Below are 16,523 nucleotides of genomic sequence, written 5' to 3' on the forward strand. Positions count from 1 at the left end.
TATCCCTCTGTTTCACTAATCTTCTAAAATAGATTGGATTTCTTTCATGACTCTTTTATTCAATGAAACGTCTACCGCTTTCACACTTTCTCTTATTTGCTCTGCCCGCTTTCCACCAGGTATAACTGTATCAATTCCTTCTTTATTTAATAACCATGCTAACGCTAAATGAGACACTTCAATATGATTTTCTTTAGCTAGCCCTTTTAACTTTTCCACTTTCTTAAAATTACTCTTATATGTATTTTCTTCAAATAGATTTACATTTTGGCGCCAATCGACTTTGTTCAATTTAAAATCTTCTGTATATTTTCCGCCTAATATTCCAAAAGCAAGAGGCCCATATGGAATAAATGAAATACCCGCTTCTATACAATACGGCAACAGTTCTTCCTCAGCCGTACGTTCTAACATATTGTACGGAGATTGTACAACATCTATATGACCATGTTGGTTCGCTTCTTTTAATTGTTCTATGTTTACGTTCGATATTCCAATTGAACGAATTTTCCCTTCTTCTTTTAAACGAGTAAGCTCTCCGATTGAATCTATGTAACTTGTTTCAGAATTTGTAAAATGCAAATAATATAAATCAATATAATCAGTCTGTAACCTTCTTAAGCTATTCTCCACAGCATTTCTTAAATAACTTGGTTCATTGTTAATATAAGTTTCTCCATTTAATAACGGTTGAATTCCACCTTTTGTAGCAAGTATAAGCTTATGGCGTTTTCCCTTTAATACTTCTCCTACCATTTCCTCAGATCTACCGACACCATATGAATCTGCTGTATCAAAAAATGTAATCCCTTGCTGAATAGCTTCTTCTACTAATTGCTTTCCTTCTTCTTCATTCACATCAGCATATAAATTATGTCCCCCTACTGCATTTGTACCTAAACCCAACTTTGAAATATTTAATCCTGCCTTTTGCAATTTTGTATACTTCATTTCTTCTCCCCCTATATTTCTATTGTTCGAATATATTCGAACAATAGAAATATACCACTTTATATGTTATAGTGCAAATATCTCAACTTATACAAGCAGGTGAAATATGCGTACACTCTATCATCCAAATCGAGAAGAAATTCAATTTTCTTCTGTCTTATATGCACTTAGCGATCAAATTCGTTTACAAATTGTAAATATGTTACTAGAGAAAAACGAACAATCTTGTGGAGCTTTAAACATTCCTATTGCGAAATCAACTTTATCTCACCATTTCAAAGTTTTACGTGAGTCAGGTGTTATGTACACGCGCCTTGAAGGAACACAACGTTTCATTTCAATTCGTGAAGAAGATTTAAATGCTAGATTCCCAGGTTTGTTACAAGTTGTATTACATGCGACAGAGCCATATTAAAAAACATCTCATATGAATATGAGATGTTTTTTAATATGGCTATTCTTTTAATAAATCTATTAATCCATTTCCTTCAGATGTACGTTCGTACCCTAAAGGTACAGTTCTTTTAATGAGTTGTGCATATATTTCCGGCTCCGATAACTTTCGACCATATTCTTTCTCACACTGTTTAATGAGCAAGGCGAGCGCTCCAGCAACATGCGGCGTCGCCATGGAAGTTCCACTTAACACAGCATATTTCCCATCTGGATACGTAGATAATATTTCATCACCTGGCGCTACTAGATCAATTTCTTGATTTGAATTACTAAAACATGTAATCTTCCGCTCTAAATTAACAGCACCAACTTCAATTACCTCAGAATAAGCACCTGGGAAATCTAATTCCTCTGTTTCATCATCGCAATCTCCATTATTTCCAGCAGCACATACAACGAGAACATCCTGATTTACCGCATTTTGAATTGCTTCATGTAATTCTGGAACATCTTGCGGACCACCAAGTGACATTGAAATAATTCTCACTTTCTCTTGATTCGGCCCTCTCCAATTTACAGCATAATGAATTGCCTCAATAATTTGCTCATAACTTCCAGAACCATCTCCCGCTAAAACTTTTAATACTAACATTTTAGCAAGTGGTGCAACTCCCAATACACCGACACCATTTTCAGTCGCGGCAATCGTGCCCGCTACATGAGTACCATGTCCGTTATTATCAAGATACACATTTGGATCAGCTTCATAATCTTTTGTGAAATTTCTTCCGCCGATAATACGATCCTTTAAATCTATATGATTGGTATCACACCCTGTATCTAATACGGCAACGACTACATCTTGCCCCTTCACACTCTTTTCCCATACTTGTGGAGCGTGAATCAGTTGTACACCTGGTGGAATTTCATTTACTTGCTCTACCACCTTATTTACGGTAAACGGAATCAATTGTATACCTTTTTGCTTATTCACTGTACTACTCATCGTAATCCCTCCTGAAAATGTATTATTTTCATTTCAGACCACTTTTGAATACTTGTAAATGTAACATTCGTTTTATTCTTTTTGTTTTCCTTCTTTTCAAATATTTCTCAACATCATTAACTAACTCTATACTACTTTTTTATTTCCCCTATGATTTGTAGGAAGTAACAGCCCGTGTCGTTCAACTAATAACCAAAATAAGAGGACCAATTAATGGTCCTCTTACAGTCTTTTAAAAAAATGATATGTAATTTGAAAAATAATATAAATTAAGACTAAACCTCACTCTTGTTTAAAAACTTTTCTATTTCTTTTACTAAATATTCCGCTCCCTCTATCCCAACAGTAATATTTCCATTTGCTAATGATATGTTCTGTTCTGAAACATCACCTGTGATTTGGCAAGCATTGTAAGGTTGATATTTTTGCAAAATGATTTTATCTGCTTCTACAAAAATTTCAAGCGGTGATTTGATTTGTATTCCCAATACATCGCGTAATTCTTTAGGGATAACAATTCGTCCTAATTCGTCTACTTTTCGAATAACTCCTGTTGCTTTCATAGTTCTCCCCCCTTACTCTCTATTAATTTTTCCACCTCGCTTTTTCCATTTTATCACTTTTTGACAATACTTGCCTCTTTTTAGAAAATTTTGTACTCGAGTTAAAAAAACACATTTAATGCATACGTAATCTCTCTTTCAATTGTTTTACATAACGGGATCTTATAAGTAAGAAGTATACAACTTGAATACCTATGAAAATACTTAATACAACTGTATTTTCTTTAAACAATGAGTACTCAAACATTTGCCCTAACGCCGTTAAGGCTACTGCCCCATGTAATGTTGCAACACCAATTGGAACGAAGAATAAAAGCGCCAATCGAATTGTAACTACCTTCGATAATTCCCCACTCGTCAATCCAACTTTTCGAATCATTTCGAACAAGCGAACATCATCCTCCAAATCGGAGAATAAACGGAAGTAAAGGAAACTTCCTGCGCAAACGAAAAATACTATACCAATAAAGAAACCTACAAATAAAATCGGTCCTGCAATTTGTAAACTTTGGTTTTGTTCGTACTCTTCCGCACTAAACGTTGAATGTTCTTGATGCGGTTTAATTTGATGCGTAAGCTCTTTACCAATTTCAATCTCATCTTTCATTCTTTCAGTTTTATACATATAATCTTTTGTCTCTATAAATCCATCTTGTAATGAATCATATTGATTATTAGAGATTACATAAACATTTCCTCTTAATATTTTCCCCAATGAAGATGAAGTAACTTTTTTCACCTTTAAATGTTCATTCATATTGGGTAAAGTAATTTCTTTTCTTTCTTTCATCGCCGGCCCTGGTATATTAGCTGACAAAAATACAATCTCTTTATTGGCTACAGTATTAAATGGTTCTCCTGTTAACTTTGCATATTCCTTATAATCTGATTCTTTTATAAAAGTGGCGCTTCTTAACGACTGTTCCTCCGTTTTCTTTGTCGAAATATTAGTTTTTGAAGCTGCTATATTATGTTTCTTTAATCCTTTGTCAATCATTTGTATATGTTGTGATTCGTTACTATTCCCTTGCTTAGAATGGTAATGAAACGCAATTGGTCTCTCCATTATCCCTTTCGTCATGGATGCGAAGCCGACTAATGTCCCTATTGCGGAAAATGCTACAGTAGAAATAATGGTTACAATAAAGAACATTCTTGCGTTATCTCTCATGCGATACGCTAAATCTGATAACGTAATAATATTAGTCTGTGTCCAATAGAAACGTTTACTTTTTTTACATAATCGAATAATAAAGACACTCAGCTGCTTGTACAACAAATACGTCCCAATAGTAACTACCGTTGTAACAGGAATCATCATAATAAATACCATTGCGCCATGCGATAGAAGAGCTCCTATATAGCCAGCACTAAGCAACACTACTGCTAATATTGAAGAAATGATTGATGCTTTCGGTTCCGGTTTTGCCTCTGCTGATCCTCTAAACAACTTCATAATTTTATTTTTACGAATCATTCCTGCACTAAACAATGATATGATCATAAATAATATGAAAAACATAATACTCGTTACAACAATTGCTTTCATCGGTATGTAATAGGATAAGGAGATATCTAGTTTTAATATCATCGGGGCGACAAATAGTAATACCCCTGAAAATAACATACCTGAAAGAATACCAAAAATAATTGCCCCTATTCCAATCATAATATTTTCAAAAAAGATAAGACGCTTTAATTGATATTTCGTCATACCTAGCATCATTAAAATTCCTAGCTCACGCTTTCTCGTTTTTAAAAACATTCCCATCGAATATAAAATAAAGAAGAATGTAAATAAGTAAATAATAGACTGTGCAAAAGACATACTTACGAATACGTACTGCCCCAATTCTCCTGCACTTAATGCCGGATGAAACGCAAAAAATGAATACACAAAAAAGGCCATAATTGCAAATGCACTACTTAAAAAATAGGCTGAGTATGTCCGTCTATTTCGCGTTACATTCCGATATGCGAGTTCTCTAATGTTCATATTACTTCTCCGCCCTTCTTTCTACTAACTATGTTTTTATATTAGTAAAGTACGGAAATACCTTCCATCGATTCAAATGACAAAAACCTTACATTTTTGAAAGGTTTAAAAAAATTGATTATGCGTAGTACTTTATTTATAATGACTACATTCATATTCATACACACATCCTATTGTATATTCGTTAGTTTTGCGAAATAATAAAGGATAGAAGTATGTACCAATATAATACATAATTTTTTTTACCGCTTTAATATGAATAGGAGGAAAATATAATGACATTACAAGAACAGATTATGAAAGCATTACATGTTCAGCCTGTAATTGATCCAAAAGTTGAAATTCGTAAACGAGTTGATTTCTTAAAAGATTATGTAAAAAAAACAGGTGCAAAAGGATTTGTACTTGGGATTAGCGGCGGCCAAGACTCTACATTAGCAGGACGCTTAGCACAACTTGCAGTTGAAGAAATTCGTAACGAAGGTGGTAACGCAACGTTTATCGCTGTACGTCTTCCTTATAAAGTACAAAAGGATGAAGATGACGCACAATTAGCGTTACAATTTATTCAAGCTGATCAATCAACTGCATTTGATATCGCTTCAACCGTTGATGCTTTTTCAAATCAATACGAGAACTTATTAGGTGAATCATTAACTGATTTCAATAAAGGTAACGTGAAAGCTCGTATCCGTATGGTTACACAATATGCAATTGGTGGACAAAAAGGGCTACTTGTTATCGGAACAGATCACGCTGCAGAAGCTGTAACAGGGTTCTTTACAAAATTCGGAGATGGTGGTGCAGATTTATTACCATTAACGGGATTAACGAAGCGCCAGGGACGTGCATTATTACAAAAGTTAGGTGCAGACGAGCGACTGTACTTAAAAATGCCAACAGCTGATTTATTAGATGAAAAACCGGGTCAAGCTGATGAAACAGAGTTAGGTATTACTTATGATCAATTAGATGATTATTTAGAAGGTAAAGCAGTTCCAGCTGACGTTGCAGAGAAAATTGAAAAACGTTACACAGTAAGTGAGCATAAAAGACAAGTACCAGCGTCAATGTTTGATGATTGGTGGAAATAGAACATAAAAAAAGAAGCTAATCTTTTAGCTTCTTTTTTTATGTTAGCGATATACCCCTACTCTTTTCTCCAATAAATCTTGCAAGCAATCTTCATGTTGTTTACAAAATAACGGTGGCATGTCGTCTAACGGGAAAAACTTCAAATCTAACGTTTCATCACCATCTACTTTTTTGTCGCCTCCAACTATTGAGCATGAAAAACACATCACAATTGACTGTGCCTTATCTCCATTTGGATATGATTGAAAATATTTTGTATACACTCCAATAAGCTCATTTATTTCTACATCATACCCGGTTTCTTCTTTTATTTCTCGAATCGCAGTTTCCGCAGCCGATTCTCCTATCTCCATTGCGCCACCTGGAAATCCCCAAGCGTTAAAGTCTCCTCTTTTTTGCAATAATACTTCTCCCTCTTTATTAAATACACAACCACCGGCAAAATTTAAGAAAACATAATCATGCCCTACTTTTTCACGTAATTCTTTTATATAGTTGGCCATTCTCTTTCCCCTTTTCATACTTCTATCACTATTTCTTATCTTTTTCAAGCAACTCAATAATTCAATCTAGCTTCTGGTTCATATTAATTACATAGTGTTTCTTTGCAGCGCTGCTTTGTAATACTCTTCTAATAAACAAAGTAAATGATATGAAAAACAAAACGATAAGTCTGATTACTAAACAAGTATATATCAATGTAAATATATTACTTTCGAACAAGTTCATTCAGCATTCACATCTTCTCCTTTTTATTTTATCACATAATTAACAATTTTTTAAATTAAACAACAAATATAAAAAGAGCATCTTTTACAGATGCTCTTTCTCATTACTTAATACGTAAATGTAATTGTCGCTAATGAATAACCGGCCATTGCACTATATGGTGCTACTTGATAAGACACACGCTTTGCACCTTTTGGCCAATTTATTTCATTTAATACTTTCTTTATATCTTGCATCGCTCCATCCATGGACTGCTTATATCGTACTTCTACTTTGTCTGGTTTGGCTGCAAACTGTTGCTGTAACTTTTTCTTAAATTCATTATAATTTTCTGCTCCGTATTCCGCAGATAAGTATTGTAAATTTGTTTCTTTTAACATTTGCTCATATACGACAGTTTTTGAGCTACCAGCTTTTATTTTATTTGTTAATTCACCAAAATAACTTGTAGTTGCTGCTGGATATTTACTACGATCCCAGTCGTGATCTTTACTTAACTGTTCGTCAGACATATTAAAATATGAGTAAGTTACACGCCCTGCTTTATCTGGTACTGGATCATCAAATGTAGTATCTAGGTGATACCATTTGTTTTCAATGTTTACTAAATTCCACGCGTGAGCTTGTCCGTTTCCTGTGCCTGTTACAATATGATTTTGAATACCTGCCTCTTTTAACAACTCATACGTTAATAGTGTATATCCTTGGCAAACGGCAGAACGATTCGCTAATGCTTCATATGCCGTATACGCTTGATAAGACGTATCATAAGACACATGCTTAACAACGTAATCGTGAATAGCTTTTACTTTCTCATGCTCATCCATCCCTGGTTTTACAATTGATCCAACAATTGCTTTCGCCTGAGCTTTTACATATTGAGTTTGTTCTTTTGATTCACGGTATTTTACTTGCAGTGTAAACGTATAGTCCCCTGGCATTCCTTTAATAGAATATCTAGTAGACGCTACATTATATTTTACATACTCATCAGCATCTACAATTTTATTAAACTCACCATACAATTGATCCATAATATTTCTAGCATTTCTATCTTTTGTTTTATATGTGATTGTAATATTTTCTTCTCGATTATCAATCTGTTTTTTTAATTCTTTTCTGAAATCATCTAATAACTTTACATCTGATTGTGCTGTCACTGTAGTCGGATTTGTAGCTGCATAAGATACAGATGACGCTTGTAAGCCTCCCATTACTATAGTTGAACAAAGTGCGGCAGCTGTCACATACTTACTTGTCTTTCCCATCTTGTCACTCCTTATATTCTATAACTATACGAAAAAGTATCGTATAGTTTCAGAGTATACAATACTTTTTCGTATAGGTCATATGAGATTATGCATATTAACTAATTCACATAAAAAGGTTGTTCTTTTAAAAAGAACAACCTTTTTTCATTAGCAAGTTTGTAATACGCAGCATGTATTTTCAAAACGTCGATTTTTCAAATCTTCATTACTAATGCAGAAATATAGCATTCCTAGTTCTCCCCAAACCATATTACAATTTTTATGATCTGAATCAATTTGGAATAAAAGAGTCATTTGCTGCGGGTCTACTCCCATATATTCTCCTGTCTCATATAACACTTCTTCTTGTACAGAGAATGGCTCACCAAACATTTGATGGTTATCGTAGTTATCCGGAATTAGCTCTTCAAGTAATTGCAAGAAATGATCTGAATCAGCCTCATCTTCAATGAAAAGTTCTGGTAATTTGTATGTCAGTTCAAAAGTAATTGCACACTGGTTATATTTCGCTTGTATTTGATTTTCTCTTCGTAATTGCTCTACAGGAATATCATAATAAAGTACATGCCCAGCTTCTGTTAGGTTCACATTTTCTTCAAAATAATTTTCAATGCAAAAGAAATACAGCATCCCCGTTTTAGGAAGATTGTGATCCATACCAACATTTTGTAGATCACTTAAGTTAAATTGCGCGATAAATTGTAGTGGATTTCCTTTATGCTTTGGATATTCAAATAAAGCTGGTAAATCTGGAAATCCCCCCATTTTCGAACTACCTATCGCAACAGTTTCCTGCTGCTTTGGCACAACTTTTATACAAGGAAATATAGTATTAATAAGTTCCTCTTTCAAGTGTGTTAGTTCATATTTATCAATTAATACTTCAATTTTTTTATTCATAAATTCTCCTTACATTTACATACTTATTTGTATCTTAGTACAAAGATTATACTTCATTCTTTACAAAATCAACAAGCCTCCAAAAAACGGGCTTATCCTTCGTACGCGAACAAGTTTAAATAAGCATACTATACATTGTTCCTACAAACACGATAATTCTTTAGTTCTTCCAGTACATTTTCCCCTCGTTCATTTTTAAATATAAGGAGGAATTCCACATGGGTTACGGATATAGTTGCTGTGGTTACGGATACGGTGGTGGCGGCGGTTGTGGTTACGGAGGCTTCGCTTTATTAATCGTTTTATTTATCCTTCTAATCATCATCGGAGCTAGTTGTTGGGGCGGCTTTGTAGGCTGCTAGTAAACTTAAAAACTATTGCAAAAAAGCACGTACAATACGTGCTTTTTTGCCATTTCCAAATCTTTTATTCGAAAGGAAGTATGTTTAATGAAGATTGATGGTGTTTTTGAAGGAGGCGGTGTGCGCGGTATTGCGCATGTTGGGGCAATTTGCGCGTTAGCCGAAAAAGGTTATGAATGGGAACGTGTAGCTGGTACATCGGCTGGTTCGATTATTGCAGCGCTCCTAGCGGCAGGATATTCTTGTTCAGAGTTAAAAACGATTATAACTGATATTGATTATAATAAATTTATGAAAAGAACTTTTATTGATAGAATTCCTTTTATCGGTAAGGGACTAAGTGCATGGACTACTCTAGGTATATACTCTAATGTATTTATAGAAGAATGGATTGAAGAATTACTTCGAAAAAAAGGTGTTCATTTATTTACTGATTTACCAGATCTAAACAAACTCAAGATCATCGCCTCTGATATTAGTAATGGTAAAATGGTTGTCTTTCCTGACGACTTACCAAACTACGGATTTTTAAATTTTCGCTTCTCTATTGCTAAAGCGGTAAGAATGAGTAGTACAATCCCCTTCTTCTTTGAACCCGTAAAATGGAGAACTCCAAAATGGAAGCAGCCTTGTTATATGGTTGATGGAGGAATTCTAAGTAATTATCCAATTTGGATCTTCGATTCACCTACCGCTCCTCGCTGGCCGACTTTCGGATTTCATTTTGTAAAGGATGAAATTCAAGCTGACCCTGCTCGCTATAACGAGCCTATTTCCATGTTCAAAGGACTATTTAAAACAATGATGCAAGCCCATGATTTACGTCATTTAGATAAGGAATCAAAAGCAAGAACCATTACAATTCCAACAGGAACGATTACAAGTACTAATTTTGAACTGACAAAGGAAGAAAAAGAATGGCTTTACAATTCTGGCTATAACTCTGCTAATAAATTTTTACAAGCTTGGAACTTTAGGCAATATATTGATGAATATAGAAAAGGGAATCAAGACCGAAAGACAAATCGATTTTTCCGTCAACTTGACTCATAATATTATTACTTTGCATATAAATACGAGAACGTTTAACAACCTAATAGTAAATAAGCCTAGTAATTTCTTATATTACTAGGCTTATTTACTTCCTATATAATCTCGTACATTGTTTAAGGATACGTTAACCCTTCGGCTTCTTCTGCAGTAATAACTATGTAACGATTTCCCGTTCTTAATCCTAACAGTTCTGCTTTTTCAATCGCCTCTTGCTTCGTCTCCGCATAAGCAGCTAAGTATTTATGTCCACCAATCATTTGGCAAATTACATATTGTTTCATGACTTTCTCCTCTTACTTTTTCATTAGTTGTGCAAGTTTTTCTATACCTATTTCAATTTCTTCTAACGTTGCATATGAATATGATAGGCGCAAAAATTGATTTGCACTTCTATCATACAAAGTACCTGGGTTTAATAAAACCTTTTCTCGCAGAGCTTTATCAAATAAACTACGATATGAAATGGGTACTTTTATATGTACCCATATATAAAACCCACCTGTTGGTTCATGCCAAGTTGCTATTTCACGAAGATATTTATCTAACATTAGTAACATAAAATCTCTTCGTTTTTTCAATTCACTTCTTACAAATCGTAAATGCTCATCATATAGACCATTTGTAAACCACTCTGCTGCAATTTGCTGGGATATAGAGCTTGAACCATAATCTGTTTGCATTTTTATGTCTGACAATCTTTGAATTACTGGCTCGGGTCCAACAATCCATCCAATTCTTAAACCTGGACTAATTACTTTGGACATGCTTCCAATATGTAATACGATTCCATTTTTATCATAGGCTTTTAAAGGTTTTGAACAAGGTGCATCAAACCATAAGTCTTGATACACTGCGTCCTCTATAATAGGTAATCCAATTTCATTACATACTTCCATTATTTCTTTTCGCCTCTTAGTATCCATACTAAAATTCGTCGGATTATGAAAAGACGGAATTGTATATAAAATAGAGGCATTAAATTGCTTCTTATATTTCTCAATAAATGATGGATGTAAGCCACTCTCATCCATTGGGATTCCAATTAAACGTATTCCTGCTGATTGAAAAACATTAAGTGAATATAAATAGGAGGGTTTCTCTAATAAGATTGATGCCCCTTTCGAAAGAAGCCCCATAGAAATAAGTTGCAGCGCTTGAATTGCTCCCGAAACAATTAATATAGAGTCAGGAGATACATATACACCATGCCCCTTTAAGTATTCGGAAATCTTTTCCCTTAAATAAAGATTTCCTTTCGGCTCTTCATACCCAAGCGTCACATTTGACTTTAAAAGCTTATTCATAATTTCTTTCATCTTTGTCTCAGGTAAGAGACTCGGCGCGAGCTCACCTGTTCCTAACCGAATTACATGTGGATAAAATTCAGCTTGATTAATCTCTTGAATAGCTGGGAGATTCGGATAATGAACTCCTGTTTCTACATAAGACTGCCAATTAGGCGGGGGTGCGTAAGTTGAAGCATTCTCATTATTATTTACAACAATTGTTCCTTTCCTGCCATTCCCTTCAATATATCCCTTCGCAACTAGTTCATCGAAAGCCATTACAATTGTGCTTCGATTCACACCAAATGTATGGGCCAAATCTCTTTGTGAAGGTAATTTTGTTCCAACGGTCCATTCTCCATTAACGATCCTTTCTTTTATATACGTTTCTATTTGTTTATACAGCGGCGTCGCTAGAGACATATTCGGTTTCCAAACGAATCTTTCCATCATATCACCTTATATTCTTTTTGGTTGGTAACCTCCCCAACCATATGGATGGATACAAATTTTCATTTCTTCTATACAATATACAATATCATAATGAATTAAAATAGGAGGTAATATGATGAGTGAAGCAATTATTCATGGTATCATTCTTGCATTTGGACTTATCATTCCATTAGGTGTACAAAATGTTTTTGTCTTTAACCAAGGTGCGAGCCAACCAAACATTTGGAGGGCAGCCCCTGTAGTATTAACTGCCTCTATATGTGATACGTTACTCATATTGATTGCGGTGCAAGGTGTCTCCCTTGTACTCCTTACTTTTTCTTGGCTAACTAACTCGTTATATATAATTGGATTTTTCTTTCTCCTATATATGGGCTTTGTTATTTGGAGAAGTAACCCTTCCAACGATGTAAAACAAGAAAAAAGTATGCCCTTAAAAAAGCAAATCCTTTTCGCAGCATCAGTCTCATTATTAAATCCACATGCAATTTTAGACACAATCGGTGTAATTGGAACAAATTCTATTCAATACATAGGAAGTGAAAAATGGGCTTTCACACTTGCAACTATTATCGTTTCTTGGATTTGGTTTATAAGCTTAGCTTTAGCGGGGAAATTTCTAAAAAGACTAGACTCAACCGGAAAGGCAATCTTATTATTAAATAAATTTTCTGGTCTCATCATATGGGGTGTCGCGCTTTATATGTTAAAACAAGTTATTTATTCTTAATGAACGTAAGAGAATTGCATGTTACTGAAAACATCATGCAATTCTCTTATAAATTATGAAGTAGGTTCCGGTTTCTGTTTTACCGTCTTTTCATCTTTTGCTGGTTTAATCCAAATGATTGCTATAACAGCACCAATGGCAGCAAAAATACTTGTCAAATAAAACACTTCATGGTCCGCCCCTTTCATAAAAAAAGAATATAAAGGTGGTCCAGCTGCTACACCGATAAATCGCATTGAACTATAAAATGACGTAACCGTTCCCCTTTGCTCCTTTTCAATTCCTTGTGTAATGAGGGCATCTAAACATGGGAGTGCCATACCAATTCCTATCCCCATAATAACAAGACAAAGAAGTAGTAAATAAATCCCTTTTATAAATAAAGGAATGATGACTGATGCAGCTGCCATTAAAAAACCAATATAAATACACTTCTTCATAACATTTTGATTATCTCCAATTTTTTTACCGGCCATATATGAACTAAGTGACAGTACAAGTAACGGGATAGCAAGCACACACCCTTTCCATATACCATGAATGTCATACTTTGATTCCAGTATAGTCGACAAATAAAAGAGAATTCCGAATAAAATAAGCATAATAATTGCACCTAATGCAAAAATGGCAATTAACCATCTTCCCTTTTCTCGAAACGTAGAGATAATAGATTGAATAAACTCTTTTAGTGGTGGTACTTCCCCTTCTTGTTTTTTTGCCTTTACTAATACCAGCAATAAAACAATTGATACGACACATAAAACTGGAATCGCCCAAAATGGTAAGAACCATACAATGGCAGCAAGAGCAGATCCTAAAATAGGGCTCAGCACTTTTCCAAATGTATTGGATGTCTCAATGATTCCCAAACCTGTACTAACTTGTTTTTCATCTTTGTATAAATCACCAACACACGGTATAACAACCGGCATTGCACCAGCAGCACCAATACCTTGAATCGCTCTACCCATTAGTATCCAAATGTAGGGATTATCAACTTTCCAAGATACCCAGCCAGTTATCGCTCCTCCTATAGCCGCAATCAGCAAACTCGGAACCATTACCATCTTTCGTCCCCATCTATCTGATAAATAACCAGCAATCGGTATAAGTAAAATGGCTACGATAGAGTAAATTGTAATAATCATGGATACTTGAAACGATGAAATATGTAATTTCTTTTCAATTGTCGGCAAGATTGGAATAAGCATTGAATTCCCTAATGTCATGACAAGTGGAACTGATGCAAGCGCAATTAAACAACAGTTTTCTTTTTTTAACATGTTGATTTCGGAACCTTTCATCATATATTTCTTACCATATAATAGCCCTGCTGGAACATAATTTTCATTCCACCAGGGCTATTACATCTTTAATACTTCCCATTCACAACAAAAGAAATTGGGTAAAATATAGTATTACTTCTATTCTTTGAATTCTGTTCGCTATATATCCATACCAATTAATTGAAAAAAAAAGAAAGGAAGAATCCTTCCTTTCTCCTATAACCTTCTACATTTAGCGAGTATATCCGCCACCAAGCTGTTGTTCTGCCATCGCTACTAGGCGTTTTGTGATTTCACCGCCTACAGAACCGTTTGCACGTGAAGAAGTATCAGCTCCCAGTTGTACACCGAACTCTTGTGCAATTTCATACTTCATTTGATCTAAAGCCGCTTGTGCTCCATGTGATGCTAATTGATTAGAATTACGATTTCTAGCCATTACCAATCACCTCCTTATTTATATATAAATTGTGTAAAATTCAAATTAAAATACATGGAAATTTTTGGTTATTATTTCACGATAAAAAAAGAGCCTCTAAACGAGACTCTCACATCATTTCACATTATGAAGTTACTACTTCTAAATTTCTATTTATTAATACTTTCATTTCTTCTTTTAATATCTCCTTTGAGTTATGTCCAAACCATTCTAAAGAAGCAAAAAGATTCGTATCCCTCACTTCCTGAATAATCTCATCATAATTTACAATACCTTCAAATAACGGAACCATACCAATACGACTTCCTGCTGCAGCATATACATTATTAGGTTCAAACACATGCAAATAATTCGCTGAAGATATATTCTTAAAATGGTAATGTAATGTCCACGGCTTTAATTGATGGAAACTGTCTATTGGATCTGCGCCAGACTCCCATATATGAAGAAAATCAAGATTTATTTTTAAATTCGGATGATTTACTTCTTCTAATAGTTCTATAGTAGCAGGCAATGTGTCCGTTAGTGTATTGGGATGTGTTTCTAACAGCACATACATATTGTGCTGAGCAAACACATCACAAATCTTATGTATTCGCTTCACATACTCTTTTCTCTCTTGTTCCGAGAAGTCCTCGCTCCCTTTTTGCCCAGCAAACGTGCGAATTTTATTCGTATTAAACCAATTAGCTAGTACTACAAGTTGTTCACTTTTCTCTATCGTTTTTTCAAAATCTGCTGATAATGATATATCTAAGTAATCACTTATCATCGTAATTTCTAAGTTTTTATCCTTTAGAAAATTCAATTCTCGTTCTGTCGTTTCACGTTCTTGCATGTACAAATTTTGTGCATGCGTCCCCCATAATTCAATTCCTTCAAAACCGTTTTCATATGCAAATTGAACAATATCAGTAAATGAAATTAATTGATGACGAAATGAAATGGTACATAGCGAATATTTCATAGCATTAAACTCCCCTATCTTAAATTCAGTTAGCTTATTAAAGAGTTACGACAGACTGATTTGTTTTCATACCTTTCCATGATAGAAACTGTCTCTCTAATTCCTTCTTAATTTGCAGTTCAATTGCATTCATTTCATCCAGTTTTTCAATAATCGATACTAGCATACCTTTATTATTCGTCATTGCCATTTTAATTGCACGATACTGTACATTTGTAAATCCTTGTACAATATCCTCTACCCGATCACACCAATAATCAAATTCTTGCTCCGAATATTGCAACGTTTCACGGAAGTATGCAAAGGCATGCTCATAACTATATTTACGAATTGCAAGTACTGGTATTTGTTTTACTGCTGCTACAAGTCCAGAAAGCGTATACCCTTCTTCCTCATTTGCCATTTTTACAATTACATTTTTTAGTTCCATAGTCAGTTCATTGTCGTTCTTTTTGAATGTTTCTGTGAAATAACTAGCTACTGTTTCTTGCGTTGGCTCCCCAATTCTTTCTATATCAATGAAATACCCTCCACCAAATGGGTTATCTTGAACAGAGTGAAGTACTTTTTCTCTTTCCATACTCCCTTCCCAACGAAAATCAGGATCTAGCATGAACCACTCTTCTTCTTTCTCTGTTTTTGATATCATTAAATAATGCGGAAACGGTTTTTGATGAAATTTATTTTCCCTCTCTGGCAATAAAGACATATCAACCATTACAATGATATAACGATTTTCCGGCTTGTTTTCTACTAATTCTAAAAACATTTCTACATTGCTATCTTTATCTTTTGCATGATCATACCATTCGTTTACTTTAATACCGTACAATTTTTCAAACCAAAGTAAATAATGATCATGGTTAATGTTTTCAGAGTGATATGAAATAATTCCGCCTTCTGTTATATCAAAATCTCCATCCCATAGTCCAAAATAAAATGGACGAAAATCAATGTCGCTACGCCTTTTTATAATTTCACAAAAACAACTCACTAAACAGTGCACTTTAATTGAAGTCATACTCTCATCCACTTTCCTA

General features: G+C 34.4%; 19 protein-coding genes. 5 read left to right on the plus strand and 14 right to left on the minus strand.

Annotated features, from left to right (window positions below; all coding sequences use genetic code 11):
- Window positions 1-15 precede the first annotated feature (15 nt).
- Window positions 16-951 carry an aldo/keto reductase gene (locus tag MHI28_RS07070; RefSeq protein WP_000877951.1) on the minus strand — a complete coding sequence of 312 codons (936 nt, stop codon included), beginning with the start codon at window positions 949-951 and terminating at the stop codon, window positions 16-18.
- Window positions 952-1,057: 106 nt separating this feature from the next.
- Here MHI28_RS07070 and MHI28_RS07075 point away from each other — a divergent pair, with 106 nt between their 5' ends.
- Complete coding sequence (locus MHI28_RS07075) at window positions 1,058-1,366, plus strand: ArsR/SmtB family transcription factor (RefSeq protein WP_001259903.1); 309 nt, start codon at window positions 1,058-1,060, stop codon at window positions 1,364-1,366.
- A 39-nt stretch (window positions 1,367-1,405) separates the two neighbouring features.
- Here the strand turns inward: MHI28_RS07075 and MHI28_RS07080 are convergent, their stop codons facing one another.
- The 3 genes from MHI28_RS07080 to MHI28_RS07090 form a co-directional block, all read right to left on the minus strand.
- The gene (locus MHI28_RS07080; RefSeq protein WP_000099758.1) at window positions 1,406-2,353 is read right to left on the minus strand and encodes a serine protease; all 948 of its coding nucleotides are present in this window, start codon (window positions 2,351-2,353) and stop codon (window positions 1,406-1,408) included.
- A gap of 275 nt (window positions 2,354-2,628) precedes the next feature.
- On the minus strand, window positions 2,629-2,916 hold the full coding sequence (locus tag MHI28_RS07085) for an AbrB/MazE/SpoVT family DNA-binding domain-containing protein (protein ID WP_000648324.1): 288 nt from the start codon (window positions 2,914-2,916) through the stop codon (window positions 2,629-2,631).
- Between the two features lie 115 nt (window positions 2,917-3,031).
- Window positions 3,032-4,912: an ABC transporter permease gene (locus tag MHI28_RS07090; RefSeq protein ID WP_001025993.1), complete on the minus strand. Its 1,881-nt coding sequence runs from the start codon at window positions 4,910-4,912 to the stop codon at window positions 3,032-3,034.
- 275 nt (window positions 4,913-5,187) lie between these two features.
- Here MHI28_RS07090 and nadE point away from each other — a divergent pair, with 275 nt between their 5' ends.
- Window positions 5,188-6,006, plus strand: coding sequence for an ammonia-dependent NAD(+) synthetase (nadE, locus tag MHI28_RS07095; protein WP_000174900.1), 819 nt, complete (start codon window positions 5,188-5,190; stop codon window positions 6,004-6,006).
- Window positions 6,007-6,048: 42 nt separating this feature from the next.
- Here the strand turns inward: nadE and MHI28_RS07100 are convergent, their stop codons facing one another.
- The 4 genes from MHI28_RS07100 to MHI28_RS07115 form a co-directional block, all read right to left on the minus strand.
- Window positions 6,049-6,510, minus strand: a complete 462-nt coding sequence (locus tag MHI28_RS07100) for an NUDIX hydrolase (RefSeq protein ID WP_000024996.1) — start codon at window positions 6,508-6,510, stop codon at window positions 6,049-6,051.
- Between the two features lie 61 nt (window positions 6,511-6,571).
- Window positions 6,572-6,736 (minus strand): DUF4083 domain-containing protein, encoded by a 165-nt coding sequence (locus tag MHI28_RS07105; RefSeq protein ID WP_082180130.1) that lies wholly within the window; start codon window positions 6,734-6,736, stop codon window positions 6,572-6,574.
- A 107-nt stretch (window positions 6,737-6,843) separates the two neighbouring features.
- The gene (locus MHI28_RS07110; protein ID WP_000520848.1) at window positions 6,844-8,004 is read right to left on the minus strand and encodes a transglutaminase domain-containing protein; all 1,161 of its coding nucleotides are present in this window, start codon (window positions 8,002-8,004) and stop codon (window positions 6,844-6,846) included.
- A gap of 150 nt (window positions 8,005-8,154) precedes the next feature.
- Entirely contained in the window at window positions 8,155-8,907 is a 753-nt protein-coding gene (locus MHI28_RS07115) for a YwqG family protein (RefSeq protein ID WP_001034829.1), read from the minus strand.
- 218 nt (window positions 8,908-9,125) lie between these two features.
- On the opposite strand from MHI28_RS07115, the gene MHI28_RS07120 reads away from it, so the two are divergent.
- Both MHI28_RS07120 and MHI28_RS07125 read left to right on the plus strand, forming a co-directional pair.
- A complete protein-coding gene (locus MHI28_RS07120; protein ID WP_000540420.1) occupies window positions 9,126-9,269 on the plus strand; it encodes a YjcZ family sporulation protein in 144 nt (47 codons plus the stop codon).
- An 87-nt stretch (window positions 9,270-9,356) separates the two neighbouring features.
- The gene (locus MHI28_RS07125) at window positions 9,357-10,322 is read left to right on the plus strand and encodes a patatin-like phospholipase family protein (RefSeq protein WP_000686797.1); all 966 of its coding nucleotides are present in this window, start codon (window positions 9,357-9,359) and stop codon (window positions 10,320-10,322) included.
- A gap of 113 nt (window positions 10,323-10,435) precedes the next feature.
- Here MHI28_RS07125 and MHI28_RS07130 read toward each other — a convergent pair whose 3' ends face one another.
- Both MHI28_RS07130 and MHI28_RS07135 read right to left on the minus strand, forming a co-directional pair.
- Window positions 10,436-10,603 carry a DUF3933 family protein gene (locus MHI28_RS07130; protein ID WP_000816388.1) on the minus strand — a complete coding sequence of 56 codons (168 nt, stop codon included), beginning with the start codon at window positions 10,601-10,603 and terminating at the stop codon, window positions 10,436-10,438.
- A 12-nt stretch (window positions 10,604-10,615) separates the two neighbouring features.
- Entirely contained in the window at window positions 10,616-12,058 is a 1,443-nt protein-coding gene (locus tag MHI28_RS07135; protein ID WP_086397413.1) for an aminotransferase-like domain-containing protein, read from the minus strand.
- A gap of 118 nt (window positions 12,059-12,176) precedes the next feature.
- On the opposite strand from MHI28_RS07135, the gene MHI28_RS07140 reads away from it, so the two are divergent.
- Window positions 12,177-12,791, plus strand: a complete 615-nt coding sequence (locus tag MHI28_RS07140; RefSeq protein ID WP_001287302.1) for a LysE/ArgO family amino acid transporter — start codon at window positions 12,177-12,179, stop codon at window positions 12,789-12,791.
- 53 nt (window positions 12,792-12,844) lie between these two features.
- Here the strand turns inward: MHI28_RS07140 and MHI28_RS07145 are convergent, their stop codons facing one another.
- The 4 genes from MHI28_RS07145 to MHI28_RS07160 all read right to left on the minus strand — a co-directional run bounded on the left by MHI28_RS07145 (window position 12,845) and on the right by MHI28_RS07160 (window position 16,504).
- Window positions 12,845-14,074, minus strand: coding sequence for an MFS transporter (locus tag MHI28_RS07145; protein WP_002083274.1), 1,230 nt, complete (start codon window positions 14,072-14,074; stop codon window positions 12,845-12,847).
- Window positions 14,075-14,309: 235 nt separating this feature from the next.
- Entirely contained in the window at window positions 14,310-14,516 is a 207-nt protein-coding gene (locus MHI28_RS07150; RefSeq protein WP_000113545.1) for an alpha/beta-type small acid-soluble spore protein, read from the minus strand.
- Between the two features lie 124 nt (window positions 14,517-14,640).
- Window positions 14,641-15,483, minus strand: coding sequence for a sugar phosphate isomerase/epimerase family protein (locus tag MHI28_RS07155; protein WP_000877677.1), 843 nt, complete (start codon window positions 15,481-15,483; stop codon window positions 14,641-14,643).
- Between the two features lie 37 nt (window positions 15,484-15,520).
- On the minus strand, window positions 15,521-16,504 hold the full coding sequence (locus tag MHI28_RS07160; protein ID WP_000200701.1) for a DUF6005 family protein: 984 nt from the start codon (window positions 16,502-16,504) through the stop codon (window positions 15,521-15,523).
- Between the last annotated feature and the right edge of the window lie 19 nt (window positions 16,505-16,523).

The organism is Bacillus sp. FSL K6-0268, from assembly GCF_038005425.1.
GTDB classification, from domain to species: domain Bacteria; phylum Bacillota; class Bacilli; order Bacillales; family Bacillaceae_G; genus Bacillus_A; species Bacillus_A thuringiensis_S.